Source organism: Labilibaculum sp. DW002 (assembly GCF_029029525.1).
Lineage (GTDB): Bacteria > Bacteroidota > Bacteroidia > Bacteroidales > Marinifilaceae > Paralabilibaculum > Paralabilibaculum antarcticum.
Map to the genome: position 1 here is coordinate 108,334 of NZ_JAKJSC010000009.1, position 25,773 is coordinate 134,106.

The window sequence follows — 25,773 nt, forward strand, 5'->3', positions numbered from 1 at the left end:
AATAGTAAACATACATTCACTTCCTTTTATTTCTTAGTGTACATTTTTCGTGTTCTACATCATTCAATTAAAAATGGCCATCAGAATTATCCAATGGCCATTTTACTATTTTCAATTTCTGAATTACCCCGGGAATTTAGGGAATTTCTGAAATTCAGGATCACGCTTTTCAAGGAAAGCATTTTTACCTTCCTGAGCTTCCTCCATTAAGTAATACATCATGGTTGCGTCGCCTGCAAATTCCATTAAACCACGCTGCCCGTCAAGTTCAGCATTCAAACCACGTTTAATCATACGCAATGCCATAGGACTACGCATCATCATAATCTTACACCATTCAACTGTTGTGTCTTCCAAATCTTCAAGAGCAACAACTTTGTTGACCATACCCATTTCTTCAGCTTCTTTGGCAGAATACTGCTGGCATAGGAACCAAATTTCACGCGCTTTTTTCTGACCAACCTGGCGTGCCAGGTATGAAGAACCAAAACCTGCATCGAAACTTCCTACCTTAGGACCTGTTTGTCCAAACTTAGCGTTATCCGAAGCAATCGTTAAGTCGCAAACCACGTGTAATACGTGACCACCACCAATAGCATAACCATTTACCATTGCAATTACTGGCTTAGGCATTGAGCGAATAGCCTTGTGCAAATCCAAAACATTTAAACGTGGCACACCACTTTCGTCGATATAACCACCTACTCCTTTTACATTTTGGTCTCCACCTGAACAAAAGGCTTTATCACCCGTTCCAGTGAATACAATTACACTAATGTCTGCACGCTCACGGCAAATATCCATCGCATCAAGCATATCGAAATTCGTTTGTGGACGAAATGCATTATACACCTCCGGGCGGTTAATGGTAATCTTTGCAATACCTTCGAAGAAATCAAATTTGATATCCTCGTATTCTTTTATTGTTGTCCAGTTTCTAGTTGTCATCTTTCTTTGTTTTTATGTTTTTAAAGTAATTTATTAGTACTTGATCATTCACCGTTCTTGGTGTCTTGATTTCTAAAACTGCCGCTTTCTCATTTGCAGCATAAAAGTTTGGTAAAATATTTTCTAGCTGATCTTTATTTTCAGCATAAAAATAATCTAAACCATATGTTTCCGCCAATTTATCAGCCTTATAATCTTGAACTGTTTCAAAATATTCTTCTAATTCATCTACTCCCGATGGACCAGATATAAAACGGAAAATGCCTCCTCCTCCATTATTTATCAGGATAATTTTAATATTTGCTTGTAAGTATTTATTCCATAAAGCATTTGAATCGTAGAAAAAACTAATATCACCAGTAATTAGCGTTGTAATTTTGTTATTCACCAATGCTGCTCCAACGGCAGTTGATGTACAGCCATCAATTCCGCTAGTTCCTCTATTTGAATTGTACGTTAATTGGTTAGAAATTTTAAAAAGCTGAGCATATCGTACTACTGATGAGTTCGCCAAATGCAAATTTCCATTTTCAGGAATTGCACCCAAGATGCCTTCAAATGCCTTCATATCGCTCCATTCTAATCCCGCCAAATAATTTGCATGCAAGTCAGATACTTTTAGATCTCTGGCTTTCCAAAAATCGGCATATGAACTATCCGATGGTTTTATTCTTGGTAATAATTGTTTGAAAAATGAAGCTGGGCTAACATCTATATGAGATGTTAAGCTTTTAAATGTATCAATATAGTGATCCTCTTGCCCTATAAACCAATGTTCTTTTGATCGATTATCCCTTAAAAACGATTTAATCATTTTAGAAACCAAAGGGCCGCCAAAATTAATCAATAAATCAGGAGTGAAATCTTCTAATTCGTCTTTTTTTATAGAACAGATCACTCGATCTATACAAGGCAGAAATTCTTTATTTTGAAGATTAGAAACCGACTCGGTAAGAACTACTACATTCTTATTTTGAGTCAATTCCGATAGTAATTCATTTAAATCGGCTTGCGGGTGCAGTAAACCCGCCACAATTAATATTTTCTGAGTTGAATTGAAAATATCAGCAATAGCATCTATTGTATCTCCACTTAAAGCATCAACCGAATTTATTTTTCCAATAACTCTTTCATTTGTATCTGGATATTTTTTCACTCCATACAAAGGCTCTCGCAATGGAAAATTAATATGCACCGGACCAATTCTTCCAGTAAGTGTTTTTGTTAGAGCCTCATTTACCATTCTATTTAAATACCAGCAATCGTCTGGATCATTAGCATCTAATGGCAATTGATAGCTTGCTTTAACAAATTCACCAAATACATTTACTTGTGGTAAAGCCTGCGAATCATCTTGCCCGATCCATTCCACTGGTCTGTCTGCTGATATCACGACTAAGGGAATTCTTTGATAAAATGCTTCAGCTATTGCTGGTCCATAATTTAACAAAGCTGTTCCTGAAGTACAAACCAAGCCAACTGGTTTTCTTGTTTGCTGAGCAATACCCAAAGCAAAATACGCCGCACTTCTTTCATCGACAATTACCAAACTTTTTATTCGCTGATCTTTCGCAAAAGAAATACTTAAAGGAGCGTTACGAGAGCCTGGCGAAACAATTACGTATTCCATTCCTTTTGCCCAACAGATATCAATTAATTCTTTAACACCTTTAATATCCGAGTATATTCGCTCCATATCTTTATTTTTGTCCTTGTTCTATTGCAACAATAAACCAGTTTATCGCAGAAGTAGTGTAAATATGCTCAAATTTAAAATAAATTATTGGGCTTCCCTTACTTCGTAATCACATTCAATAAGGTTTGCGCTTTTAAACAGGTTTCTTCCCATTCCTTCTCTGGAATTGAATCAGCTGTTATCCCTCCGCCAACATAGAGTGCCATTTGGTTTTCCAGCACTTTCATGCTTCTTAAATTTACAAAAAGAGAGATCTTTTTTATCGAATTTATTGGTCCCAAGTAACCTGCATAATATTCTCTATCGTGCTTTTCTAGCTTATTGATTAAGGAGATGGCTTTTTTCTTTGGCAAACCACAAACTGCAGGAGTTGGATGAAGATCCTTGACAAAGTTTGATAATTGATCAAAGTTCATCTTTAAAGGCAAACGGTAGCTCGTTTTTAAATGCACTACATTTCCTGCTTGAACAGTTGTTGGACCTTCTCTCTCAATTTCATTTAACTGATGTTCTTCAAAAATATTTTCTATATATTGACTGACAAAGGCTTGTTCATTTACTTCTTTTTCTTCCCAATGAATTTGATCCAGTAGCCTGTTTCCTATTTTTTGAGTTCCGGCTAAAGCAACTGTTTCTATTTTATCTTTATTTACGGAAAGTAATGTCTCTGGGCTAGCTCCTATCCACGTTCCAATTCCAGGGATCGAAACATAAAATACAAATGCAGAATCATATGCCTCCGTCAATTTTAAAAATGAACTTGTGGCCTTACTCCTACCAATACCATCTAAAATTTCAATCCTAGACAGAATGACCTTATCCAAAGCTTTCTGCTGCAAGTCATGAATCATACTCTTAACCTGCTGATAATATAAAGCTTGAGAACTACCGAAAACCTCTCCTAAATCGGAAGAGTTCACGAAGGAAAGTTCCTCATTACCCAGTAATTGAATTGATTCAGTCTTTATTTCTGAGGCTTCCAGATCGATATCACTGCGTATAAACCATGCTTTGTGAATCCCATCTGTATCAAAAGGAGAAAAAACGAATCCTTTATTTTCAACCAATTCATTCAAGTTCTGATAATCACACAAGTCGGCATCTTTCTGCACACCTACATGTATCTCCTTCTCTTTTGGTAATTGATAAGCAAAAAATGGATTGTTATTCTGCAAGCAATAATTCAAGAAAGTCGTTACCTCATTTCTATTTTTGATCATGCTTACTTCTTTAAAATAACATTTGTAATTCGACACACAGAGATTAATTTCTCTTGTTCATTCATCACATTAACCTCAACAACATGTGTCATGCTTCCTTTATGAATGAATCTGGCCTTAGCAGTAACTGTTCCTTGTCGTATACTTCTAATATGATTTGCATTGATTTCCATGCCTTTCACATCATATTTTGTTAAGTCTGTTTTAATAACAGATAATGCAGAACCAACTGATTCAGCTAAAGCTAAGCTTGCTCCACCATGCAGTATACGCATCGGTTGATAATGTTTTGATGTCACAGGCATTTCTGCAACTAAATAATCTTCACCTACTTCGGTGTAAACGATTCCCAAATGCTCCATTAATGTGTCTTCACACATTTTATTCAAGATATCTAAAGTATCTATTTCGTTGATCATTCTACAAAAATAATATAATCTTCAATTAGAAAAAAACCTGTTGAAATGATTCCTTCTATAATATTTCTAATCTGAGGGGAAGCTACAAAATAAGACATAAAAAAAGCTCAATTAACATTGAGCTTTAGAACGAAATTCTTTAAAAGAATTAGTCAATTTTTACATTAACTGCATTCATTCCTTTTTTTCCTTCAACTACGTCGAAAGAAACTACGTCTCCTTGATCAATTTTATCAATTAATCCTGTTACGTGAACAAAGATGTCTTCGTCTGTCTCATTGTTTTTAATAAAACCAAAACCTTTAGTTTCATTAAAGAATTTTACGGTACCTTGTGGCATTATTTAGTATTTTTTAAATTATTATGAAGTAAATGTACGTAATTTGATTTAATAAGGAAATAAATCTATTATTATTTTCTAAGATATTTACTGTCCTTTTTAATCATCCTAAAACAAGACAAAATTTAACCATGTATCTTTCCAAAAATTAAAACTACTCTCACAAAACTTTTTTTGTTTCTTTGAATAAAACCATTACTTTAGCCTTTAGAAACACAATAACAATGAGACAAATATTTAATTCAAATAATCTTTTCAATAATTCAATGAATAATAATTCGTTGACAATGGGAAGCTTATAGAATAAATTAAAATATTCAATTATTAAGCCTTCCCAATTCGGGGAGGCTTTTTTTTTATATCAATATGAACACAACTTTAAATAATAACAACAACAATAATAATTCTCCTCCAGGGTGAGAAAGGATATTGTTATATACATTATACAGCCTTTCTCGTCAAACGAGAGAGGCTTTTTTATTTCAACTTTTTTCTATCAAACCAAAATTTTAAAAAATGAAGAATTTAATTATCCCTAAGGGTTATCAAAGTGTTATTGATCCAGACACTACAGAAAAAGCAATCAAATTTATAAAAGACCAATTTCAGCTTCAGCTCTCCTCAGAATTAAAACTGAGACGAGTAACTGCACCTATGATTGTAATGAAAGGAACAGGATTAAATGATGATTTAAATGGCATTGAACGACCAGTTGCATTCCCAATTAAAGGCCTAAATGACTCAACTGCAGAAGTTGTTCATTCGCTTGCAAAATGGAAGAGATACATGTTAGGCGAATTACAAATTCCGATAGGTAAAGGCTTGTACACAGATATGAATGCACTTCGTCCTGACGAAGATTTCACCAACCTTCACTCCATTTATGTAGACCAGTGGGACTGGGAAAAATCAATCCGTAAAGAAGAGCGAAAGCTTGATTTACTAAAAAGAACAGTAAAGCAAATATATTCATCTCTAAAAAGAACTGAATATCTCTTAAGTGAATACTACCCAAGTTTGCAGCCACAATTGCCAGAAGAAATTCATTTTATTCATGCCGAAGATCTACTTGCACAATATCCTGAGCTAAGCCCAAAAGAACGAGAAACTACCGTTACCAAAGAATTTGAAGCCGTATTTATCATTGGTATTGGTGGTGAATTAGCCAACGGAGAACCTCATGATGGAAGAGCTCCTGACTATGATGATTGGACAACACCAACCAAAAATGGTTATTCCGGATTAAATGGTGATATACTATTATGGAATCCCGTATTGGAGAAGGCCTTTGAGATTTCATCAATGGGAATTAGAGTTGATGAAAGTGCTCTCTTAAAACAGTTAGAAATAAAAGGTGAAGAAAAACGAAAAGAATTAATGTTTCACAAGAAACTTCTTGCTGGAGAATTACCTTACTCTATTGGAGGTGGCATTGGTCAATCTCGTCTTTGTATGTATTTACTGAGAAAAGCCCATATTGGAGAAGTACAATCGAGCATATGGCCTGATGAATTAAGAGATACTTGCAAAAAATCTGGTATCATATTCCTTTAAAAAAAAGGTTTATATAAAAGAGTCCTACTTTCCTAGGGCTCTTTTTGAATGCATCTTTTTAATGTAATATTAAAATTGGTTATCTTTATTACATCACTAACCAATTTACAACACAATGAAAAAATTACTGTACATTCTAGCTGCGCTTGCTATAATTGTAGCCATACTTCATGTAATCGCGCCTAAAACCTATCATGTAGAAAGAAAACTTGTAGTATCTGAAAATATTGATACCGTTTTTAAAAGTCTTTGTTCCCTTAAGGAGCAGCAAATATGGTCACCATGGGGCGCAAAAGATCCAAAAATGATCGTGACTTATAAAGGAATTGATGGTCAAAAAGGATCGGTAAGCCACTGGATTGGCAACAAAGAAGTTGGTGAAGGCGAACAAGAAATAACTACAATTACTCCTAACTCTTACATTGAAACAGAACTTCGTTTTCTAAAGCCATTCGAATCAACAAGTACAGGCTTTTTTAACATCAAACAAGTTGAAGGTGGTACGGAAGTAGCTTGGGGATTTAAGGGAAACAATACTTTTCCTACAACCTTAATGATGGTATTTATGGATATGGATAAAGCCATGGGGCCTGATTTTGAAAAAGGATTATCTAGCTTTAAAGCTTATATCGAAAAATAAAATCAACTAAAATTAATAAGAATGAAAAAAAACATGGGTAAAGTTGATCGGATCCTTAGGGTAATTGCAGCAATTGTTTTGGCTGTTCTTTATTTTACCGATACAATTACCGGAACAATTGGTCTTGTTGTACTTATTTTTGCATGTGTAATGTTTCTAACTAGTCTTATGGGAAGCTGCCCTCCCTATAATCTTTTAGGAATTAACACTTGTAAAATGAAAGAACAGAAATAAACTGATTTTATTTTTAATAAAAAACCTCAAAAATTTCTTCTTTGAGGTTTTTTTATGCCCTTTAGTCGAAAATAATTACCCATTCTGTGCTCTTCTCATGACAAGATTACGAATCATTATAATTTAAAATCATTAAGCCTAAATCAGCTTGAAAAACATGAATTTCTTGCTTATATTTAAAGATATAATTCTGCAATTAGAATGAAAACAACAGCTAAAAAGACAGAAGGGGATGAGAAGAATACAGGAGAAAGAAAGAATAGCATACTGCGGGATTAATTGTTCAACATGTCCTGCTTATGTTGCAACTCAAAAAGGGCAAGAAAAGGTTCGTATAAAGATCGCAGAGCTTTGGTCAGACCAAGATCATCATTACGATGCTTGCGAAATTACATGCAAAGGATGTCACGAACCTTGGGGCAAAAAATTTCGCCATTGCCAAGAATGCCAAGTAAGAGCTTGTGCACGTGAGAAACTTTATGACACATGTGCCGAATGTGCTGATTATCCTTGTAATAAATTGGAAGATCTATTTCAGAGATTGGATAAGAAAATTACAAGGATTAATTTAGACAATTTAAATCGACAAAATAAGGCTGGATAATCCAGCTTTTTTTCTGCATTAAAAAATGGGGAGGTTTATAGCAAGTGTTCTAATTTGAAAAGCATGTGCTAAACATTTCTCGACTATTTTATAATTCGAAATAGGCTTTAAAACCGCAACCTCAATTGGTTTATTTTGTTCATGAAAATACCAAGAACGATGATGACCATCATGCACAATAAAACGCACTTTTTTCTCTTGAAATAAATCCCAAACGATAATAGGCGGAAACTCCTCTCCTTTTTCCTCTATATAATCATGAGCAGCATACACCATGTTAATCTTTTCCTGCTCTAGTTGGGTTTGACTTGCCCAAAGTAAGGCTGGAGAAAACATTCTTGGTGGATTAACTTTTACATGTTTAGGATTAAGTCTGAATTGGAAACAAGCCAAATTACATAAATTAGCCGTTGTATTGCCTTCAACCCAATGAGTTCTCCCTAAAAATGCTTGATATCCTCTTTCTCTTTCCTCTAGGTTATTAGAAAGTAATAGTTTCGTTATTTCAACAGGAGATTTAATCTGCATCATAAGGCATCCTTTTATCCTAAAGTTACGAAATGCGCTAGACGAAATAAAATTTCAAAATTGCAGTGAAAACTCAGTTAATCTATTCGGTTTTGATCTCACTGACATGGTTCCTCCATGCAATCGAAGAATCTGTCTTGACAAGTTTAAGCCAATACCCGATCCATTTTCCTTTGTTGTAAAAAAAGGTGTAAAAACATTCTCGATCAACTCGTCAGAAATTCCAGCACCATTATCTCGTACAATAATGAAATTAACTGGATTAGCTTCTCCCGTTGATATGGATAAACTTTTAGATTCCGTACCCTTCAATGCCTCGATCGAATTTCTAATTAAATTAATTAGGACTTGAGTAATCAGCTTTTCATCAGCAATCAATTCTTGCTCCTTGTCTTGCAGGTGATATGTGAAATCAATATTTTCTAATTTAAACTCCTCGGCAAATAGGGTTTCAATGTGGAGAAACAATTTTTCAACCGAAATTAACTCGAAATGTGGCTTGGGTAGTTGTGTTAAGTTCTTGTATTCATCTACAAATGCCATTAAACCTTTGCTCCTTTTACGAATTGTTTGCAAGCCCATTAAAGTATTCGAAATGGCTCCTTCACTTAATGCTTCCTTACATGGCTGATCACCATTCTTCTCGTACAATTCGATTAAACTGCCAGAAAGCATGGAGATCGGACTCACGGAGTTTAAAATTTCGTGTGCAAAAACACGAATAAGCCTATGCATGGCGTCCATTTCACCTTTGTCAATTGCATTTTTGATATCCTGAAAAGCAACTACTTTGAGCTGCTCATTCTCTAACCTAAAGTCGACAGACTTAACTGCTAATTTCAAAATACGATTTTTCACCAAGTACTTTCCCAATTTTTGCCTTCCAGATTTAATGCGATTTAAAAAATCTGGAAATGACTTCTCAATTGATTCCAGCTCACTAATATTTGCAAAATCTTTTACCAAAAAAAGCTCTTTAAAAGCATTGTTACAAAGCTTCACATCCCCTTTGTGATCGAATGCAAGCAAACCAATTCCAACAAGATCTAAAGTATGCTGAAAAAAGACAAAATCTTTTTCCTTCTCTATTTTCACTTTGCCAAAAGCATTTATAATTCCATTGAAGCTCTGGTGTAAATTCTGAAAAGCTTTCTCATTTTGATGCTCATTAAAAACTAGGGAAGCATCTTGGTATTGAAAAGCATTAAAAAAACGAGCTAAATCTCGGTTGGTTTTATTGATATAGTAGATCAAGTATACCATTTGCAAAATCCACAAAGCGGCCAAGCTATAGGTTGTAACGACCATATAATCTTTCGATTGCACAAGCAAAAACAGAACGGGTGTAATAGCCAGAAGAATAACTTGGACTATGATCCAAATGTAGAATTTTTTATAAATCATACCTTTTTAATTTATCGTACAAAGTAGACCGGTTTATTCCTAACTCCTTCGCCGCAAGACTCATATTCCCACCAGTATGCTTAATTGCTTTCTCTATTAGAAACTTTTCATTCTCATTTAAATTCAAACTTTCAACAATTTTTTTCGAAATCTGATTGTCATCACCAATCAAAACATCCGTAGCTCCCACTTTATTTGTATCGGCAAGAATAACTGATTTTTCAATCACATGTTCCAATTCACGAATGTTTCCAGGCCATGAATATTGACCCATTTTTTTGAGTGCTGACTTATCGAAAGTCAATTCTTCTCTCTTGTATAATTTAGCATATTTATTCAAGAAAAAATCAACCAATTCGGGTATATCTTCAGATCTATCCTTAAGCGATGGTATATCGATAACAATGGTATTCAAACGATACAGCAAATCTTCTCGAAACAAACCATCAGCAACCATTTGAAAGAGATTGCTATTGGTAGCGACCACAATTCGAACATCAACATTGATTGGGCTGTTACCTCCTAAAGGTATTATTTGCTTGTTTTGAATCGCCGTTAGCAATTTCGCCTGCAAATTTAACGGTATATTCCCTATTTCATCTAAAAATAAGCTTCCTCCAGATGCCAATTCAAACCTTCCTATTCGATCCTCTTTGGCATCGGTAAAAGCACCTTTTTTTGAACCGAAAAGTTCACTTTCAAACAAGCTTTCACTTAAAGATCCAAGATCTACACTCACAAAAACTTCGTCTTTTCGAGTAGATTGCAAATGTATTTCTCGTGCAATTAATTCTTTTCCAGTACCGTTCTCCCCAATAATTAGAACATTCGCATCCGTTTTCGCAACCTTATCCACCGTTCTAAAAACTTGTGTCATGGCTTCAGATTCACCTTTTACAAAGTTGATATTCTTATTGATCTGATGATTGATCTGCTTCTGTTTCTCCTTCAGACCTTTCACTTCTAGTTTCGATTTTCGCAACTTAACAGCTGACAAAAGCGTCGATAGTATTTTACTCTCATCCCAAGATTTCTGAATAAAATCAACCGCTCCTTCTTTCATGGCTTTCACGGCCAATTCAACATCTCCATAAGCAGTAATTAAAATCACGCAGGCATTCGAATCAAATTCCAAAATTCGATTCATCCAATACAAACCTTCATTGCCTGAATTAACACCTGCCTTAAAATTCATATCCAATAAATAAACATCATACTCCTGTTCTTCCAGTTTTGATAGCAACAAGTTTGGATTTTTTATGGTGTCTATTTTTTCGAAGTGAGTGTTAAGAAATAATTGCAATGCGAACAAAAGCTCTGCATTGTCATCAATTATTAAAAGCCTTCCTTTTCCTGCCATTCTTATCAGATTTAAATTCCTAAGTGAATGTAATCATATTGTTGTAATTATCGACATACAGTGTCGGAAAATCCAACACTTAAAACACCCAATCACTCCTAACCCATTGATCTTATGAAGCTTTATTCTTTGGCACAATACTTGGCTAAATGGTACCGAACCAAAATCACAATAGATAATGATTGTTACAAAAGACTTAGCCAAAATATTCAGAACTGAAGAAATTGAAACCTCTGCATTAAAAGAGGTTAATATCCACATAAAAAAAGGAGAATTTGTTGCGATCATGGGGCCGTCTGGATGCGGAAAATCAACCCTTTTAAACATTATTGGACTACTGGATAACCCGAGTTCGGGTCATTATATTTTTAACGATAATGATTTAACGATGCACAGCGAAAAGCAGCGAACAAAACACAGAAAAGGAAATATAGGTTTCATTTTTCAAAGTTTCAACTTAATTGACGAGCTAAGTGTTTTTGAAAATGTAGAACTCCCTTTAATCTATATGGGTTTGTCAAAATCAATAAGAAAAAAAGAAGTTGATCTGGTCCTAAACCGAATGAATATTGCGCACAGAGCAATGCACTACCCTCAACAATTGTCGGGAGGACAACAACAAAGAGTTGCAATAGCCCGAGCTGTTGTAAGCAAACCAAAGTTAATACTTGCCGATGAGCCGACAGGAAATCTTGATTCGATTAATGGTAGTGAAGTAATGCAATTGTTATCGGAATTACATGATGAAGGAACTACAATTGTAATGGTTACTCATTCTCAAAAAGATTCGGAATATGCTGATCGAGTAATCAATTTGTTCGATGGTAAAATTGTATCGGAGAATAAAAGGGAACAAAAAACACGTGTTTTGCAATCTTCATAATCATAAAAACTAAGTACATTTAATCGCCCAAATAAAATTAACAATATGCTTTGGTACAAGCTTAAATTATCGCTTAGGAGTTTAGCGAATGATAAAATAAACTCCATTATAAATATTTTTGGATTAGCTATTGGAATGGCTGCTGTAATTCTTATTTCCATTTACGTACAGCATGAATTGAGCTACGATAAATTCAATACTAAACACGAAAGAATTTTTAAGCTGATATCATTGTTAGATGATACAGGCAAAGATTTAACTCCTTACGAAATTGGACTTCGACTAACGAATGAAAATTTTTCTAATGAAATCCCAGAAATTGAAGAAATCACTCAAATATTAAGAGGATATAGACAAAATGCAAAGGTTGGGGATAAAAATTTCACTCAAATCAAATGTATTTATGTTGATACAAATTTCCATAGAGTTTTTAGTCTAAAACCAATATCAGGACGAACCACACATTTACTTTCAAACCCGAATGAGTTTGTCATTAATAAATCCACTGCATTAAAGCTATTTGGAACGACCAATGCAGGAGGGAAAGAGTTCGAAATGTTTGGTAATTTATACACTGTAAGTGCTGTTGTCGAAGACATTCCTTTAACTTCTAGCTACGATTTCGACATGTTATTACCCTTCTCTGGGTTCCCTAGGCAAGCTGGGCATCGGAGCCTTGAATACTATACCTACATACTTTTAAAGCAAGATATCAATAAGGAAGATGCACTTCTAAAAATAGAAAATAAGTACAGCAAAATGCTCGATGATGCTTTTGGTTACTATGGTGAAAAAACTGGATCATATGTACAAACCTTAAAAGATGTTCATTTACGATCTGATTACAATCCTGAATTCAAGGAAGCTGGAAACATAAATACAATCTATGTTCATATTCTTTTAGCCATATTAATATTGCTGATTGCAATTATCAATTTCATCAATATTATAACCGTTCAATACGACAATAAGTTGAATCAAATTGGCATAAAAAAGGCAATTGGTGCAGAACGAAACGATTTAATTAAAGATTTTTTAGGTCGAACGATTCTAATGTCTTCCATTGCGCTCCTTTTTGGCTTGATTATTTCTGAAACTTTGATGCCATTTTTTGGAAATTTAATGAATCGAGAATTAAAAATTGAATATCTCTCCAACCCACTACTTTTTATTGGACTACCCTTTATGGCAATTTTAGTTGGCCTCATCTCTGGTTTGTACCCAGCAATCACCATTACAAAGTACACACCAGCTGCAATAATTAAAGGTACGCTGCAAAATAATCAAAACAACAATCTATTGTCGCGCGCATTAGTCATTTTTCAATTCACAGCTTCTTTTGTTTTGCTAACTGCTATTCTCATATCACAAGACCAAATTAACTACATGAAAAATGTAGACTTAGGTGTAGAAACAGAACAAGTTATTGCCATCAATAATTTGAGTAAAACACAAAGAATAGCCTATTCTTCTATCAAAGATGAATTGTTGAAAATTCCTGAAGTCTCCCTTGTTAGTGCAAGCCTGCATATGCCAGGAGGTGGAGCAAGTGGCCAAATATTCCGACTATATGGCACAGATGTGGAAGCAACAAAAAACTATGATGAATATCGTGTGAGACCCGATTATTTTAAAACGCTTGGAATAAAATTCTTAGAGGGACATGAGTTTACTGAGAATCAAGTTGACAGTTGCAAAAGTATTATTTTAAATGAAGCTGCGGCTAAAAGTTTGGGAATTGATGATCCTTTAGGTCAATTTGTTTGGTTTCATGAAGATAAATATGAGATTCAAGGCATTGTTAAAGATTTCCATTACTCTTCTTTACGAGAAGAAATAGCTCCCTTAATGTTTTCTTGTTTTAGTCACAATCTAAACATACAATTTGTACTTCTAAAAGTTAAGACTAGAAATATGACAGATTTACTCGTAAAAATCAAAGATCAATTTAAAACGATTGATCCTGAAAGAGTGAATTATCATTTATTTATTGATGATATTTTTCGAAATAAATATCATCAAGAAGAAAGATCGCAAACGCTTACTACCTTTTCATCTATTTTATCAATTTTATTAGCCTTACTTGGCTTATACTCTCTTACCTTATTCATGGTTCAGAAGCGAACCAAAGAAATTGGTATTAGAAAGGTAACTGGAGCAAGTATAATCCAAATTACTTCTCTTTTATTCTCGACTTTTTTAAAGTGGATAACCATTGCATTCCTTATTGGAGTACCGATAGCTTGGTACATCATGAATCATTGGCTCCAACAATTTGCTTACCATATCAGCATTACTCCTTTGCCATTTGTATTAGCAGGCTTGGTAACAGCACTATTTGCCTTGTTGGTTGTTGGTGGGCAAACTTGGAAGGCAGCTAATCAGAATCCCGTTGATTCTTTAAGAAGCGAATAATTTTAACTTCATAAAATAATCCCCGATCTAATATGATTGGGGATATATTTTTAATGCCATTAAATTTCATAATAGATATCCGTTACAAAAGAGAACATGCAACTTTGTAAATCGCATCGGTTCGTTGTTTTTCAGGAGCAGAGCTTCCTTTTTTGTAACCAATGTCGCTAAGTCGTAAATGCGTAAAATCAGATAAACCATTCTTCTGCATCACAATTTTACCGCAATCCAAATCGCAACCATCAATCATCAATATCTTAGCTCCTTTTACCGACTCAATCATTTTTGGAATACCAGCTCCAACAAAAGCCAGACACTTCATTTGAGCCACTTTATCCTTATTCATTTTTCTAGCTACCAAATCTGTTAACTCACCTACATCGGCAGCACCAGAGCAAGCAAAAACTACATTACTGCTCCTCGCATCACATCCACTAGATTTACTTTCCATGATGTACATTTTTAATAAAATTATTTTCTAACTAAAGTCATTACCTTAAATGCTTTAATACTGATTCTAATTCACTAGATATTCGATCAAAAACAGCATTAAATTCTCCTACTCCATCAATTTTCTTAACTCCATGCAATTGATTGTACTTTTCGATTACTGGCACTGTTTTTACTTCATGTTCCTGAAGTCTTTTCACAATTTTAGAGGTATCATTATCGTAGGGCATGCACCGATCAGTTTTACTTCTCTCATCCAATCGGCTAATCAATTCTAAGGTTGGCACCTCAATTTCTATAATTTGAGAAATGGAAGAACCATGCTTTTTCAAAAGTCCATCGAGAATATAGGATTGAACCAATGTTCGCGGAAAGCCCTTAAAAATAAAGCCTTTAACACCATTCGAATTGGCAATCTTTTTTTCAATCAACTGAACAACAATTTCGTCGGGCACTAATTCTCCATTCTCATACAATTCGATGATTCGCTTGCCAATATCCGATCCAATCTGAATTTCATGATCAAGCATCTGCCCTGTTGCCACATATTCTAGATCGTATTTTTTCGCCAAGGCAATTCCTTGCGATCCTCTTCCCGATCCTGGATATCCAAACAATACCAAATTGAAAAGACTCTTGTTTAATTCTTCCTTAATAATTCCTTGAATATTAGCATTTACTTCCTCAATAGAATCATCTCCCTTTACTTCAAAATAAATTCCTTTGTCTTTATAAAACTGCAGAACAGGCAATGTTTTATCATTGTATTCTTTCAAGCGATTACGAATCACCACTTCATTATCGTCTGCTCGGCCTGAAGTCTTTCCTCTGTTGAGCAATCTTTGCACCGAAACTTCTTCATCTACTTCTAGACTGATCAAACAATTTAAAGAGGTATTCAATTTGATCATTAATCCCTCTAAAATATAGGCTTGAATATAGGTTCGAGGAAATCCATCGAAAAGGAATCCATTAGAATCTGGATTCTCCGTAATTGTTTTCTCGATAATCTGGACAATTATTTCATCGGAAACCAATCCTCCCGAAGCAATGATGCTCTTAGCTTCAAGACCAAGCTTCGTTTCTTCCTTCAATTCTTTCCGCAACAGATCTCCAGTTGAGATATAGAAAAGATTGTATTTGTTTATCAGAAATTCAGATTGAGTTCCTTTTCCTGCACCTGGTGGGCCAAATAAAGCAATGTTTAGCATATGATAAGGTTTTTGAGAATCATTATAACAATAGCAATAAGATACTAATAATGTCTTATTGACACATAATAATTACACTTCTAATTTTACCTAAACTCAACTTCTACACAAGGTGAAACGAAAATCAAAATTTGGTCGTATTCAACGAGTTACGACCGACAAGTATCGATTACTCATTGCAATTTGCAATTAAATCGAATATCTACAAAGCTTCAAATGCCCACAATAAGAACAATTCAGCGGGATTTAATAAAAATTGCGAAAAAATAAAATCCAATCATCATAAATAAGAAAGCTTTTAAACAAGCTGACTGACTGGACTTTTAGCTTCCTTTTCCATAAATTATAAATACATATAAAACTATCGATATGAAATTACCTAAATCGTTTTACAATTGGACTTCAATATTAGGAGCTAGCATAGCATCAATCACATTTTTCCTAATTGTCTTCTTTTTTGTAATCTCTGTTCTTTTCAATCAGGGAAGTTCTTACATGGGCTTAATAATTTATTTGGTATTGCCTGCATTTCTAATTATTGGCTTAATTCTAATTCCAATAGGAATGCTCATTCAGATTAGAAGAAAAAATAAACAAATGTTTATTGCTGAAGATATGAAGTGGCCTCGTGTTGATTTGAATGACCAAAAACATAGGAATGCATTCTCGCTATTTGTTATCATTAGTTTTATATTTCTCTTTCTATCCTCGGTAGGTAGTTACGAAGCCTTTGTTTATAGTGAGTCTGTAGAGTTTTGTGGAACACTTTGTCATTCGGTAATGGAACCAGAATATGCCACTTATAAAAAATCAGCACATGCTAAAGTTGCTTGTGTAGAATGCCATGTTGGAGAAGGTGCCGATTGGTATATGCGTTCAAAATTAAGTGGCTTGTATCAGGTTTATGCTGTTACTGTGGACAATTTTCCACGACCGATACCAACACCACTCGCTAATTTACGTCCAGCTAGAGAAACCTGTGAACATTGCCATTGGCCAGAAAAGTTTTATCCTAAGCGAATCAAGAATCAAATCCATTTCTTGGCTGATGAAAACAATACAGAATGGAATATTCAATTGACCATGAAAATTGGTCCCGATCATCACACGCAAAAATTATCGGAAGGCATTCATTGGCATATCAATCCAAATATCAAAATTGAATTTATGTCGGCCGATGAAAAGTCAGAATACATTCAGTGGGTAAAATACACCAATACTGAAACCGGAGAAGAACATATTTTTGAAGATCAAATGATGCCGCCAGACAGTGCATTTTACGCAGATGCTAAACTACACGAAATGGACTGTATGGATTGTCACAATCGACCTTCTCATGGTTATTTATCTCCACCTGATTATATAGATGTATTCATGGCAAAACAGGAAATTGATCCTAAAATTCCATACATTAAATTTGCTGCTATGGAAGCATTAAAGGACACTTATTCGACAAAAGATAGTGCCAACTTACTTATAGAACAAGTGATTCTCAATTTTTATAAAGAAAGCTATCCCGATATCGCAACACAATTTAATACAGCTATTGCAAAAGCAATTGAAGGCATTAAAACCGCTTATCATGAGAATACATTTCCAGAAATGAAAGTACGCTGGGATGTTTATCCCGATCACAAAAGCCATATGGAATCACAAGGATGTTTTCGTTGCCACGATGATAACCACACCAGTAAAGATGGAAGAGTCATTTCAAAAGATTGCAATCTCTGTCATTCTATTACCGTACAAGGCACGCCAGATTCTTTACAAATGGCCTTCCCAAATCAAAATATGGAATTTGTTCATCCTGTTGATATTGGTACCGATTGGAAAGATTATTCCTGTGTTGATTGCCATGCCTATTTATATCCTTAAAATTCAAATTTGCTAATCGTACTTATTCTATTTGGATTTGTTCCATATAAAGAAGATCTTCGCATTTGGATAGAACAGAAAAATAGAATGAAGAAAGATAAATTAACGGGAGAAGAACTCCACGAATTAGGAATTAAGTGGGTTTACAAACACATCAAAGATGAATTTAAAATCTTGTCTGTGAACATTGAATTTGAAAAAAATCCACAAATATTAGCCAAGAAAAATGATGAACTGCATTTTATTGTGGTAAAAACAAGCACGTATCCTGATCTTGGCTCTTTAACTCCTTCTGCAGCGGAAGAAATCATCAAACACGCTGATAAACACAAAGCCAAAATTCTGTTTGCTAATGTAGGCGTTGCAAATGCGGATACTAAAGATGAAAAGGAAATGCAATATCCTTTAAAAGGTGGGCAATACTATATCAATTTTACTGGTTTAAGTATTGAACCAAACATTCTGCAAAATCCATTCGCTTAAGAACTAATTACACAAGCATGAAGAAGGAAATCAGAGATATAAGGCACGAATATGGAGAAGCAGGATTAAAACGATCCGATATTTCTAAAGATCCTTTTATTCAATTCAAAAATTGGTTTGAGAATGCGGTAGCCTTAAAATTACCTGATGCTAATGCAATGACTTTAGCAACTGTATCTGCAGAAGGAAAACCATCAGCTCGAATTCTTCTTTTAAAAGATTTTAACGAAAAGGGATTTTGTTTTTTTACAAATTACAAGAGTCGTAAAGGATCGGATATCGAAGCTAACCCGAATGGTGCAATGGTATTTTTCTGGCCCGAATTGGAAAGACAGATTCGTATCGAAGGCAAAATTGAAAAATTAGAGCCAGAATTATCTGATGAATACTTTTTTGAACGACCACTTGGAAGTCGAATAGCTGCATCAGTTTCTCCTCAAAGCGATGAAATAGATAATCGAGAAGTTTTAAATAAAATGATTACTGCATTTCAATCGGAAAATGACGAGAATTTCCCCAGACCCAATTTTTGGGGTGGTTATCGATTAATTCCTGAGCTTTTTGAGTTTTGGCAAGGTCGAAAAAATAGATTAAATGATCGATTTGAATACAATCTTGAAAAAAAAGATTGGAATTTAAGAAGACTTGCACCTTAAAACACTCCCTTGACAAGGAAAAAATAACTGTTCATGCAAAAGACTAAAAACAACTTATTAGTTGGGGTTACCTTTTTACTTTAAACGGAATTAAAGGATAGGAACAGTGTCCATTGTTCCTAGTTTATGTATGTAGTTAAAATCACCCCTAGTTGTTGTCTGGGGGTGCTTTTTTTTATAAGCGATATTTACTTGCTATACTTAGCGGTAAAAAATTATCGTAAATCATGCATACTTCCTGTGAAAACTCAATTGCGAACTTCGCTAAATCTTCCAAATCTACATCAGTCATATTTACTAAAGTAGATTGTTGAATTCCATTTCGAACAATAAAATATGCAATTGCAGCATTTACCGTATCACCTGCTCCAACCGTACTAACAGGATTAATAGCTGGAACTGAATAAAAATGAGATTCTGGATTGAATACAAAAAGTCCAAACTTATTGGCAGTATAAACCAAGCTTGCCTTAGAAAATTCATTTAACCACTTAAATGCCGAATCTCCATCTTTACAATTACAGATCAAATCAAAATCTTCATTCGATGCTTTTACAATATCAGCCAAAGCCATATTCTCTTTAATGTAAGGCAACACATCGGGTAACATCGGAAGGTGCTGTGTTCTAAAGTTGGGATCATAAATAAGTAAAGCTCCTTTTTGTTTACTTTCCTTTAGAAAATCAAGTAAAGAAGATCTAAATTCCTTTTTGATAGCCAAAAATGATCCAAATAAAATAACATCACCTTCTTTTACACTATTTGGAAATGTAATTTTACTTTCGAGTCCTTTCCTTGTTTTATAAAAAGAGTAATCCGCATTTTTATTTTCATCCAAATAAGCCAAAGCTAAATTTGTACTTGTATCAGAAAAATAAGAAATGTGATTCGTATCAACCTTGTTATCTTGTAAAAAGTTCTTAATCTGATCACCAACCCGATCGACCCCCAATTCACTAATAAAGGAAACCTGAACTCCTAACCTACCCAAACTAACGGATGAATTAAGAAAGGAACCTCCTGGCTTTGCCTCTATTGGCTTTTCATTTTCAAAATAAACATCCAATACCGAATCTCCAATTGTATATACTCGACTCATTAACTCCTAATTGCTGATTAACACCTTTTTTTGTGAAGCACAAGATACAAATTCCTTTATCAATCAATACTTCCATATTTTGGATATGCGCAATAGAAAATCTCTGTTAAAAGAGCAAAATTGACTCAATTTTAGGATCGCAACTTAAAAAAGTATGATTTTCGGTTAATTTTGATAAAAAAAAGACTAAAATACTCAAGCTATTGAAAAATTATTTAATTTAGATACATTCTTAATAAAATTCAAAACATCAAGCTTAAATCGTTTTCGCTTCCCCCTATTTAAGTCCGTTAAAAATAGCACGGTTAAATTGGAGAGTTTTGAACAATAGTACGGAATGCAGGAATTTTTGGAAGCTGAAAAAATAAAGGTAAATTTGGTTCCGTCATTCCCTCAAGCAAAAATAAATTGGAGACATATGCAAAGTAAAAAAGCAAGCAAAATTGAAATTAAGCATAAGGAGGTAAAAGGCAATCAAAAAGATTTGATTCGCTATATCAACCTTCAGCTAGCAGCAATGGGGCAACCTATTTTTGATGAAGAATCTGAAGATAAGAAAAATCAGTTATCTGATCCAAAGTTTATTCAACTAACCGATAGTCTTATCAAAAACTATCGTGCCAAGTCACGATTGTTAGCAGATCATCTTTGTCCTGCCGATCAACGTATTCAAAATTTCCTTAATGAATACTTAGAAGACGTTACAACTAATGTTGCTCAACTCCCAAATTCTACTTTTACTTTAGATCAAGAGGGAATTGCTCGCGAACTAAGTTTGCCACCTAATAAGAATGAACATCTAACTGAATATCTGAGTTCATATCGTATAAAACAAGGTGTTCTGCACAACCCTAAGCATGACAGAAGAACAACGAAAGGTTCTTTTCATATTGTAGAAGGAAACTTGCCTGCACCTTTGGATAAAATTGAATTACCTAAGATTGCATTTATTAAGTTTTTAGAATCTGCATTTAATCCATCAGACGAATTAAATACGCTTCCTTTTACTGCAACACAGGATGAGAAAGCCAAAATGATGGTTTCTCTTTTACTGCGACCAGTTGTTTGTCCTGAAGTAAAAGGTGTTATCTCTAAAAAAGCAATGGAGGTTCGTTTCTTTGTTCCCGGAGCATTTGTTAGTAACCTCGATTTTGTTGAATCAATATTTGGTAACGCAGGCGATCCAAACCTACCATCAAATGATGCTGGTTTAGATATTGAACACTGGACAGGTCATTCGGGTTGTATTGTTTTAGCACCTCAGCTTTTGGAACTGACCAAAAAAGAAATTGGTTTACCTCATTATGACGATGCGACAGAGCGTCAGCGTAACGATGGTGTTTGTTGGAAAGAAGAAGGCGAACTTTATAATGGAGGACAACCTTTTAAAGTAACATGTAGAAGCGAAGAGGGTGTCGTTATTACACTTATTGCTGATAACTACTTTGGGTACTCAAAGAAAGAGATTAAAACACAGATTAGTTTCTCCGCAAACCTTTATGGTTTGGCTGAAGAAGAGCACTCAGGCGGAGCGATTGCATTTCCACGTAAAAACCTAGGTGACAATTTTGATGGTGCCCTTTACATGAAAAACGTATTGAAAAAACAATACAGTTTTGATGAAATGGTAAAAGATTACGGCGAAACAATGGATGTAAAACCAGAAGGTTATGCCATTGATACGTCTAATGATCGCATTTACTACATTAACGAAAACACTTCAATTGATGTATACAAGAGTAAGGTAAGTTGGGTAAAAAATGAGAAGGAACAGTCAATTCGTTTGTTACCTGAACATTATTATGTGCATCCATCGGGATATAAGTTACATATGGAAAAGCACCCGTCAGCTCCTTCGTGGCGTTTGGTGAGTACTTATGCTGAAGGAACTTTCTGTCACAAACCATGTACGGTTTCTGGTGGAGGTAAGTCTGAGATTTCAAAATCACTACTGAATGCTATTATCTATAGCTCGTTCTATGTTCAGGATATGGAGAAAGATTTCGATATGGCTGATCAGGTTTTTGAACATGACTATACAAACCGTTGGAAAAATCATCCAAACAGAAAAGAGCCTTCAAGATCTTTATTAAGCTCTCAGCGATCATTAGGTTCTGTGGTGAAACTATTAACACCATCAAAATATTACGATGCTTCTTACAACGAATATTTAGCATCAATTCCTGATCATGTAAAAGGCTTGGTTCTTTTCATTAAACGATTCTACCGTGAAGGTCGCACAGGTCGCGATTGGAGAAACTATTTCTCTGTCGATATGGTTAATGGTAAGAAAGGTCACGAGTTGCTTTATAATAACCGTAAGATTATTGCAAGTTATTTACGTGTAGGTTTTGCTACCGATAATTCCTGGTTCCTGCATAAGCTACGTCAAGACTTTATTGCTTCGGCTAAAATTCAGATGGAAGATGATATTACAGCTTCGGTTGTATTACCAACAAGCAGTCTTTCATACTTGAACGAAGCTTACGATAACAAGTCGGTTAAAATAACAACCAATTGTGAGCGTCGTTTCTTCCAGCGTCCAGATGAAGCGGTTCATAGAGGTTACGATAAGGAGGCAGAGGCCGATCTTTCAATGCGAGGCAATTTTACTTCGAACTACGAGCCAATGACCAAAGAAGATGGTCAGGAGTTAATGGCTGATGCTATTGGGTTCGATTTATATACCAAGCCTATTCAAGAATTGATTAAAGCTGGTGCTACAAGTAAAGAAGATAATTACTTCATTACACCATCGCATACGCGTATTGTAAACGGAAAACCATCAGCAAATCCTCGTTACCTGCAAATTCGTCCTGATTTGGTTAATCCTATCGACGATAAGTTGGCAGAAGTTGGTGTGCGTTTGGCTAGAAAAATTCCATTGGATAAGCCGGTTCATCATCCGGTAAATGCGGTATTGCCAGGACGTCGTAATAATCCGGCAGATAAAGAAGCAGGTATTCGTGCATTAAGTGTATACAACCCAATTCATTATCAGGAGTTGCCTGAGTTGTTTATGGATTTTATTTGTTCTCTAACAGGTAAATCGCCATCAACAACAGGAGCAGGTACAGAAGGTGCATTGACCAAAGGCCCTTTTAATATGTTGAGCCCCACTACCGATTTGAATAATGCTTTATTGTCATACATTATAACAGGCTATCAGGGATTTACTTCAGCTGCCGGACATGTAGGTACTGAAAATCGTTTCGATCATGATGTTTCTTTATTGATTCCGGAACTTTGGTGCCGATTGAGTGAGGAGAGTCGTGACCCAAAGCTTTTAATTGATGAAGGTTCTCTTGAGAAGCTGGATGATTTTGAATACAATGGCGAAAAAATTAATGCAAGTCGTTTAGGTTACCGTATCACCGAAGGCTTTTTATTCCGTTACCTGAATAGAATCTTTGATGAGCCTCAGAATGTATTCAACGAAAGAATGTTGAAGCCGGAGATTCAGGATATGGAAGCTTATGTTGATGGAATCAAGAACATTGTTGAAGCTCAGGAAAAAGTAGCTGTAAATTACTTTAAGGATGACAGTATTTCTGCAGCAATTCCACCATTACAAGTTTTATTAAGCATTATGGCCTTTGGTCAGTATGATGGTAAGGATATTAGCGACCCTGAATTGCGTAAGCAGTTTGATCGTGAGCTAGTGATCAACTCTTCGTGGTATCAAGAGCGTTTGAAAAACAAGCAACAAATTGACATCAATTTCTACGAAAAGCAGATTGCTTACTTAGAATCATTTATGGCAAATAAAGTTAATGCCGAATGGAATGATGAGTTGAGCTTAGAAGAACGTTTCTGGAACGCTAAAAAAGATCTTGAAAAGGTTAAATCTGAAGCATACTTAAAAAGTTTAGTTGGTACAATTGGTGCTGATCCTTTATTTAAGGCTTAAACTAAATTTTCACAATAAATATAAAGGAGAACTCTTAATTGAGTTCTCCTTTTTTTATGTCCTGAAGCTAAAGCTATTTTGAGTACACAATTGGGTAAAAAATATGCCCGTGATATAGGGGAATCACGGGCAACAATTCTAAAGGGTTAATTAACCTACTAACCAACCTTTCGGTTGAACCTTTACAAATTCCTACGTTTCAATAAGAATTCGCTACTAAAGATAAAAAAAAAAATCAATTCTCAGTTAAAAATTGTTAAAATCCTAACTCTTTAAAACAATTCTATACTGAGCATAATTAAAATTCTAATTGCAACATCAATTAGAATAATACCTATCCCCCAACTTTGCTTAATCATAATAAAGACATTTACACATGTAAGAAATTACATTAGTACATATCTAAAAATAGCCTTGAATAAATCAAGGCTATTAAAACTAACAACTAGTTCATCACAAACTAGATTTCTAATGTACAAATTCGAAAAACAGACTTTCTTTCTTTATTTGTTACTATCCTTAAAACGAGTATTTAAAATGTACCATTAAACGAGTACTTCCTACTTCATTGGAATCTTTTACTTTTCCGTTAACCTGAGTCGTACCATAAGCAGCAGAAGTATAAAGTGCTTGTGTACCAATCATGAAATTACCAGAGTAAAACTCAACACGAGGACCAAACTGGTATACGTAATCGATATTAGAACCACGACTATACAAACCAACAAAATCATCTCCATTCTTTGCTAAATCATCATCAGCACCTAAGTTTTTGGTATAACCTGCAAATAGGCCATAACGAACATTACCTGTTGTTGTATACACATCAGACCAAATAGAAGAAGTCTTAACATTGGTGTACTCATAGTCTCCATTTGCTTTAACATTCTTAACGCCATAACCACCCAACATTACAAAGTTGTACATGTTTTGTCCGTAAATTGTATGAAGGTTCCAAACTACTTTATCCGACTTAAGAGTCATCCAAGCGTTCATTTGGTAGCTGCTTAGTAGTTCATCGGTTTTAGCACCTAAAGGATTTACAACCATTGGCTTCAAAAACTTGTACCCTGCCGTTGCACCTAAGGTAAAACCTTTTGCAAAATCGTACTTCACCTGAGCTGAAAATTCAGGAATACTAGCTTGTTGCGCATATTTTACATTTGCACCATCAGGACCATTAGATTTAAAATCCATTTCGGACAGAGCCGCAATAAATGCATATCCTTTTTTATCTCCTAATTCACGAGTATAACGAAACTGAGGAGCTCTTCCCAACACATTAAATGGTAATCCTCCACCCCAGTGCTGAACTTTTGGGAAACATGAAGTAACGAACATTGGGTGCCAAGTTTTACCAACCAATAATTCATCTTTACCCCAATCTAATTTTACAAATGCATGACGCAAACGAAACAGTCCACTTCTGCCTGTAGAAGTACCAACAAAATCGCCTTGAATGGTTGCCGATCCTTGAGCTCCAAATGCCTCAAAACCGGTAACACCAACATTTAAACGAGAATGAATTGAAGTCATGAACAACTCAGACCTATCATTTAAATCCTCACCATTAATATCGTATGATTTGGCTGCTGGATAAAGGATAACCTCACCCTCGCGAGAATTAACTGTTTTACGCGAATCGAAAATTGCCTCAGCAGATACAAATCCACCTAATTTAACTTTCACATCATTTTTCTTTTGAGCTATACCTACTAATGGAAGCAGTGCCAGCATCAAGATGAATAATTTCTTCATTTTATAAATTTTAGGTTTTTTTTCAAATTAGGAAGCAATACATGATCTTTTTATTATCGCAATAAAAAACAAAATAAAAGCGATTA

At 34.8% G+C, this 25,773-nt stretch carries 22 protein-coding genes; 10 read left to right on the plus strand and 12 right to left on the minus strand.

The genetic code is table 11. The features are described from left to right. Positions 1–123 precede the first annotated feature (123 nt). The 5 genes from menB to L3049_RS20110 all read right to left on the minus strand — a co-directional run bounded on the left by menB (position 124) and on the right by L3049_RS20110 (position 4,623). Positions 124–948, minus strand: a complete 825-nt coding sequence (gene menB, locus L3049_RS20090; RefSeq protein WP_275111627.1) for a 1,4-dihydroxy-2-naphthoyl-CoA synthase — start codon at positions 946–948, stop codon at positions 124–126. Beyond that, complete coding sequence (gene menD / locus L3049_RS20095) at positions 938–2,644, minus strand: 2-succinyl-5-enolpyruvyl-6-hydroxy-3-cyclohexene-1-carboxylic-acid synthase (RefSeq protein ID WP_275111628.1); 1,707 nt, start codon at positions 2,642–2,644, stop codon at positions 938–940. The genes menB and menD overlap by 11 nt, the downstream gene beginning before the upstream one ends. A gap of 98 nt (positions 2,645–2,742) precedes the next feature. Next, the gene (locus L3049_RS20100; RefSeq protein ID WP_275111629.1) at positions 2,743–3,864 is read right to left on the minus strand and encodes a chorismate-binding protein; all 1,122 of its coding nucleotides are present in this window, start codon (positions 3,862–3,864) and stop codon (positions 2,743–2,745) included. Between the two features lie 2 nt (positions 3,865–3,866). Next, a complete protein-coding gene (locus L3049_RS20105; protein ID WP_275111630.1) occupies positions 3,867–4,283 on the minus strand; it encodes a PaaI family thioesterase in 417 nt (138 codons plus the stop codon). Positions 4,284–4,431: 148 nt separating this feature from the next. Continuing rightward, positions 4,432–4,623: a cold-shock protein gene (locus tag L3049_RS20110; RefSeq protein ID WP_275111631.1), complete on the minus strand. Its 192-nt coding sequence runs from the start codon at positions 4,621–4,623 to the stop codon at positions 4,432–4,434. A gap of 516 nt (positions 4,624–5,139) precedes the next feature. On the opposite strand from L3049_RS20110, the gene asnA reads away from it, so the two are divergent. The 4 genes from asnA to L3049_RS20130 all read left to right on the plus strand — a co-directional run bounded on the left by asnA (position 5,140) and on the right by L3049_RS20130 (position 7,655). Then, positions 5,140–6,177 (plus strand): aspartate--ammonia ligase, encoded by a 1,038-nt coding sequence (gene asnA, locus L3049_RS20115; protein ID WP_275111632.1) that lies wholly within the window; start codon positions 5,140–5,142, stop codon positions 6,175–6,177. Between the two features lie 115 nt (positions 6,178–6,292). After that, the gene (locus L3049_RS20120) at positions 6,293–6,817 is read left to right on the plus strand and encodes an SRPBCC family protein (RefSeq protein ID WP_275111633.1); all 525 of its coding nucleotides are present in this window, start codon (positions 6,293–6,295) and stop codon (positions 6,815–6,817) included. Between the two features lie 21 nt (positions 6,818–6,838). After that, complete coding sequence (locus tag L3049_RS20125) at positions 6,839–7,051, plus strand: YgaP family membrane protein (protein ID WP_275111634.1); 213 nt, start codon at positions 6,839–6,841, stop codon at positions 7,049–7,051. Positions 7,052–7,283: 232 nt separating this feature from the next. Continuing rightward, the gene (locus tag L3049_RS20130; RefSeq protein ID WP_275111635.1) at positions 7,284–7,655 is read left to right on the plus strand and encodes a DUF3795 domain-containing protein; all 372 of its coding nucleotides are present in this window, start codon (positions 7,284–7,286) and stop codon (positions 7,653–7,655) included. 18 nt (positions 7,656–7,673) lie between these two features. Here the strand turns inward: L3049_RS20130 and L3049_RS20135 are convergent, their stop codons facing one another. From L3049_RS20135 to L3049_RS20145, 3 genes are read right to left on the minus strand one after another with little or no spacing between them, the layout of a single operon-like run. Beyond that, entirely contained in the window at positions 7,674–8,186 is a 513-nt protein-coding gene (locus L3049_RS20135) for a hypothetical protein (RefSeq protein ID WP_275111636.1), read from the minus strand. A gap of 51 nt (positions 8,187–8,237) precedes the next feature. Beyond that, positions 8,238–9,587, minus strand: a complete 1,350-nt coding sequence (locus tag L3049_RS20140; RefSeq protein ID WP_275111637.1) for a sensor histidine kinase — start codon at positions 9,585–9,587, stop codon at positions 8,238–8,240. Beyond that, entirely contained in the window at positions 9,577–10,947 is a 1,371-nt protein-coding gene (locus L3049_RS20145; protein WP_275111638.1) for a sigma-54-dependent transcriptional regulator, read from the minus strand. The genes L3049_RS20140 and L3049_RS20145 overlap by 11 nt, the downstream gene beginning before the upstream one ends. Positions 10,948–11,125: 178 nt before the next feature. On the opposite strand from L3049_RS20145, the gene L3049_RS20150 reads away from it, so the two are divergent. Together L3049_RS20150 and L3049_RS20155 are read left to right on the plus strand one after the other, a co-directional pair. Continuing rightward, complete coding sequence (locus L3049_RS20150) at positions 11,126–11,830, plus strand: ABC transporter ATP-binding protein (RefSeq protein ID WP_275111639.1); 705 nt, start codon at positions 11,126–11,128, stop codon at positions 11,828–11,830. Positions 11,831–11,875: 45 nt separating this feature from the next. Then, positions 11,876–14,245: an ABC transporter permease gene (locus L3049_RS20155; RefSeq protein WP_275111640.1), complete on the plus strand. Its 2,370-nt coding sequence runs from the start codon at positions 11,876–11,878 to the stop codon at positions 14,243–14,245. Between the two features lie 82 nt (positions 14,246–14,327). Here L3049_RS20155 and L3049_RS20160 read toward each other — a convergent pair whose 3' ends face one another. Continuing rightward, positions 14,328–14,696 carry a putative zinc-binding protein gene (locus tag L3049_RS20160; RefSeq protein WP_275111641.1) on the minus strand — a complete coding sequence of 123 codons (369 nt, stop codon included), beginning with the start codon at positions 14,694–14,696 and terminating at the stop codon, positions 14,328–14,330. A gap of 40 nt (positions 14,697–14,736) precedes the next feature. Further along, on the minus strand, positions 14,737–15,906 hold the full coding sequence (locus L3049_RS20165; protein WP_275111642.1) for an adenylate kinase: 1,170 nt from the start codon (positions 15,904–15,906) through the stop codon (positions 14,737–14,739). A gap of 369 nt (positions 15,907–16,275) precedes the next feature. On the opposite strand from L3049_RS20165, the gene L3049_RS20170 reads away from it, so the two are divergent. Genes L3049_RS20170 through pdxH form a run of 3 tightly spaced genes read left to right on the plus strand, consistent with a single transcriptional unit; the run spans position 16,276 to position 18,920 of the window. Further along, positions 16,276–17,781: a NapC/NirT family cytochrome c gene (locus L3049_RS20170; RefSeq protein WP_275111643.1), complete on the plus strand. Its 1,506-nt coding sequence runs from the start codon at positions 16,276–16,278 to the stop codon at positions 17,779–17,781. A gap of 9 nt (positions 17,782–17,790) precedes the next feature. Beyond that, positions 17,791–18,264 (plus strand): hypothetical protein, encoded by a 474-nt coding sequence (locus L3049_RS20175; protein ID WP_275111644.1) that lies wholly within the window; start codon positions 17,791–17,793, stop codon positions 18,262–18,264. A 17-nt stretch (positions 18,265–18,281) separates the two neighbouring features. Continuing rightward, positions 18,282–18,920 (plus strand): pyridoxamine 5'-phosphate oxidase, encoded by a 639-nt coding sequence (pdxH, locus tag L3049_RS20180; RefSeq protein WP_275111645.1) that lies wholly within the window; start codon positions 18,282–18,284, stop codon positions 18,918–18,920. Positions 18,921–19,095: 175 nt separating this feature from the next. On the opposite strand, the gene L3049_RS20185 is transcribed toward pdxH, so the two are convergent. Then, on the minus strand, positions 19,096–20,019 hold the full coding sequence (locus L3049_RS20185) for a PfkB family carbohydrate kinase (RefSeq protein ID WP_275111646.1): 924 nt from the start codon (positions 20,017–20,019) through the stop codon (positions 19,096–19,098). A 418-nt stretch (positions 20,020–20,437) separates the two neighbouring features. Here L3049_RS20185 and L3049_RS20190 point away from each other — a divergent pair, with 418 nt between their 5' ends. Next, the gene (locus L3049_RS20190) at positions 20,438–23,929 is read left to right on the plus strand and encodes a PPi-type phosphoenolpyruvate carboxykinase family protein (RefSeq protein ID WP_275111647.1); all 3,492 of its coding nucleotides are present in this window, start codon (positions 20,438–20,440) and stop codon (positions 23,927–23,929) included. A gap of 519 nt (positions 23,930–24,448) precedes the next feature. Here L3049_RS20190 and L3049_RS20195 read toward each other — a convergent pair. Next, the gene (locus L3049_RS20195) at positions 24,449–25,687 is read right to left on the minus strand and encodes a hypothetical protein (protein ID WP_275111648.1); all 1,239 of its coding nucleotides are present in this window, start codon (positions 25,685–25,687) and stop codon (positions 24,449–24,451) included. Positions 25,688–25,773 lie beyond the last annotated feature (86 nt).

Bases quoted from the DNA above. Each gene is read 5' to 3' on its own strand.
- menB (WP_275111627.1), bottom strand. From the start codon at position 948: ATGACAACTAGAAACTGGACAACAATAAAAGAATACGAGGATATCAAA.
- menD (WP_275111628.1), bottom strand. From the start codon at position 2,644: ATGGAGCGAATATACTCGGATATTAAAGGTGTTAAAGAATTAATTGAT.
- L3049_RS20100 (WP_275111629.1), bottom strand. From the start codon at position 3,864: ATGATCAAAAATAGAAATGAGGTAACGACTTTCTTGAATTATTGCTTG.
- L3049_RS20105 (WP_275111630.1), bottom strand. From the start codon at position 4,283: ATGATCAACGAAATAGATACTTTAGATATCTTGAATAAAATGTGTGAA.
- L3049_RS20110 (WP_275111631.1), bottom strand. From the start codon at position 4,623: ATGCCACAAGGTACCGTAAAATTCTTTAATGAAACTAAAGGTTTTGGT.
- asnA (WP_275111632.1), top strand. From the start codon at position 5,140: ATGAAGAATTTAATTATCCCTAAGGGTTATCAAAGTGTTATTGATCCA.
- L3049_RS20120 (WP_275111633.1), top strand. From the start codon at position 6,293: ATGAAAAAATTACTGTACATTCTAGCTGCGCTTGCTATAATTGTAGCC.
- L3049_RS20125 (WP_275111634.1), top strand. From the start codon at position 6,839: ATGAAAAAAAACATGGGTAAAGTTGATCGGATCCTTAGGGTAATTGCA.
- L3049_RS20130 (WP_275111635.1), top strand. From the start codon at position 7,284: ATGAGAAGAATACAGGAGAAAGAAAGAATAGCATACTGCGGGATTAAT.
- L3049_RS20135 (WP_275111636.1), bottom strand. From the start codon at position 8,186: ATGATGCAGATTAAATCTCCTGTTGAAATAACGAAACTATTACTTTCT.
- L3049_RS20140 (WP_275111637.1), bottom strand. From the start codon at position 9,587: ATGATTTATAAAAAATTCTACATTTGGATCATAGTCCAAGTTATTCTT.
- L3049_RS20145 (WP_275111638.1), bottom strand. From the start codon at position 10,947: ATGGCAGGAAAAGGAAGGCTTTTAATAATTGATGACAATGCAGAGCTT.
- L3049_RS20150 (WP_275111639.1), top strand. From the start codon at position 11,126: ATGATTGTTACAAAAGACTTAGCCAAAATATTCAGAACTGAAGAAATT.
- L3049_RS20155 (WP_275111640.1), top strand. From the start codon at position 11,876: ATGCTTTGGTACAAGCTTAAATTATCGCTTAGGAGTTTAGCGAATGAT.
- L3049_RS20160 (WP_275111641.1), bottom strand. From the start codon at position 14,696: ATGGAAAGTAAATCTAGTGGATGTGATGCGAGGAGCAGTAATGTAGTT.
- L3049_RS20165 (WP_275111642.1), bottom strand. From the start codon at position 15,906: ATGCTAAACATTGCTTTATTTGGCCCACCAGGTGCAGGAAAAGGAACT.
- L3049_RS20170 (WP_275111643.1), top strand. From the start codon at position 16,276: ATGAAATTACCTAAATCGTTTTACAATTGGACTTCAATATTAGGAGCT.
- pdxH (WP_275111645.1), top strand. From the start codon at position 18,282: ATGAAGAAGGAAATCAGAGATATAAGGCACGAATATGGAGAAGCAGGA.
- L3049_RS20185 (WP_275111646.1), bottom strand. From the start codon at position 20,019: ATGAGTCGAGTATATACAATTGGAGATTCGGTATTGGATGTTTATTTT.
- L3049_RS20190 (WP_275111647.1), top strand. From the start codon at position 20,438: ATGCAAAGTAAAAAAGCAAGCAAAATTGAAATTAAGCATAAGGAGGTA.
- L3049_RS20195 (WP_275111648.1), bottom strand. From the start codon at position 25,687: ATGAAGAAATTATTCATCTTGATGCTGGCACTGCTTCCATTAGTAGGT.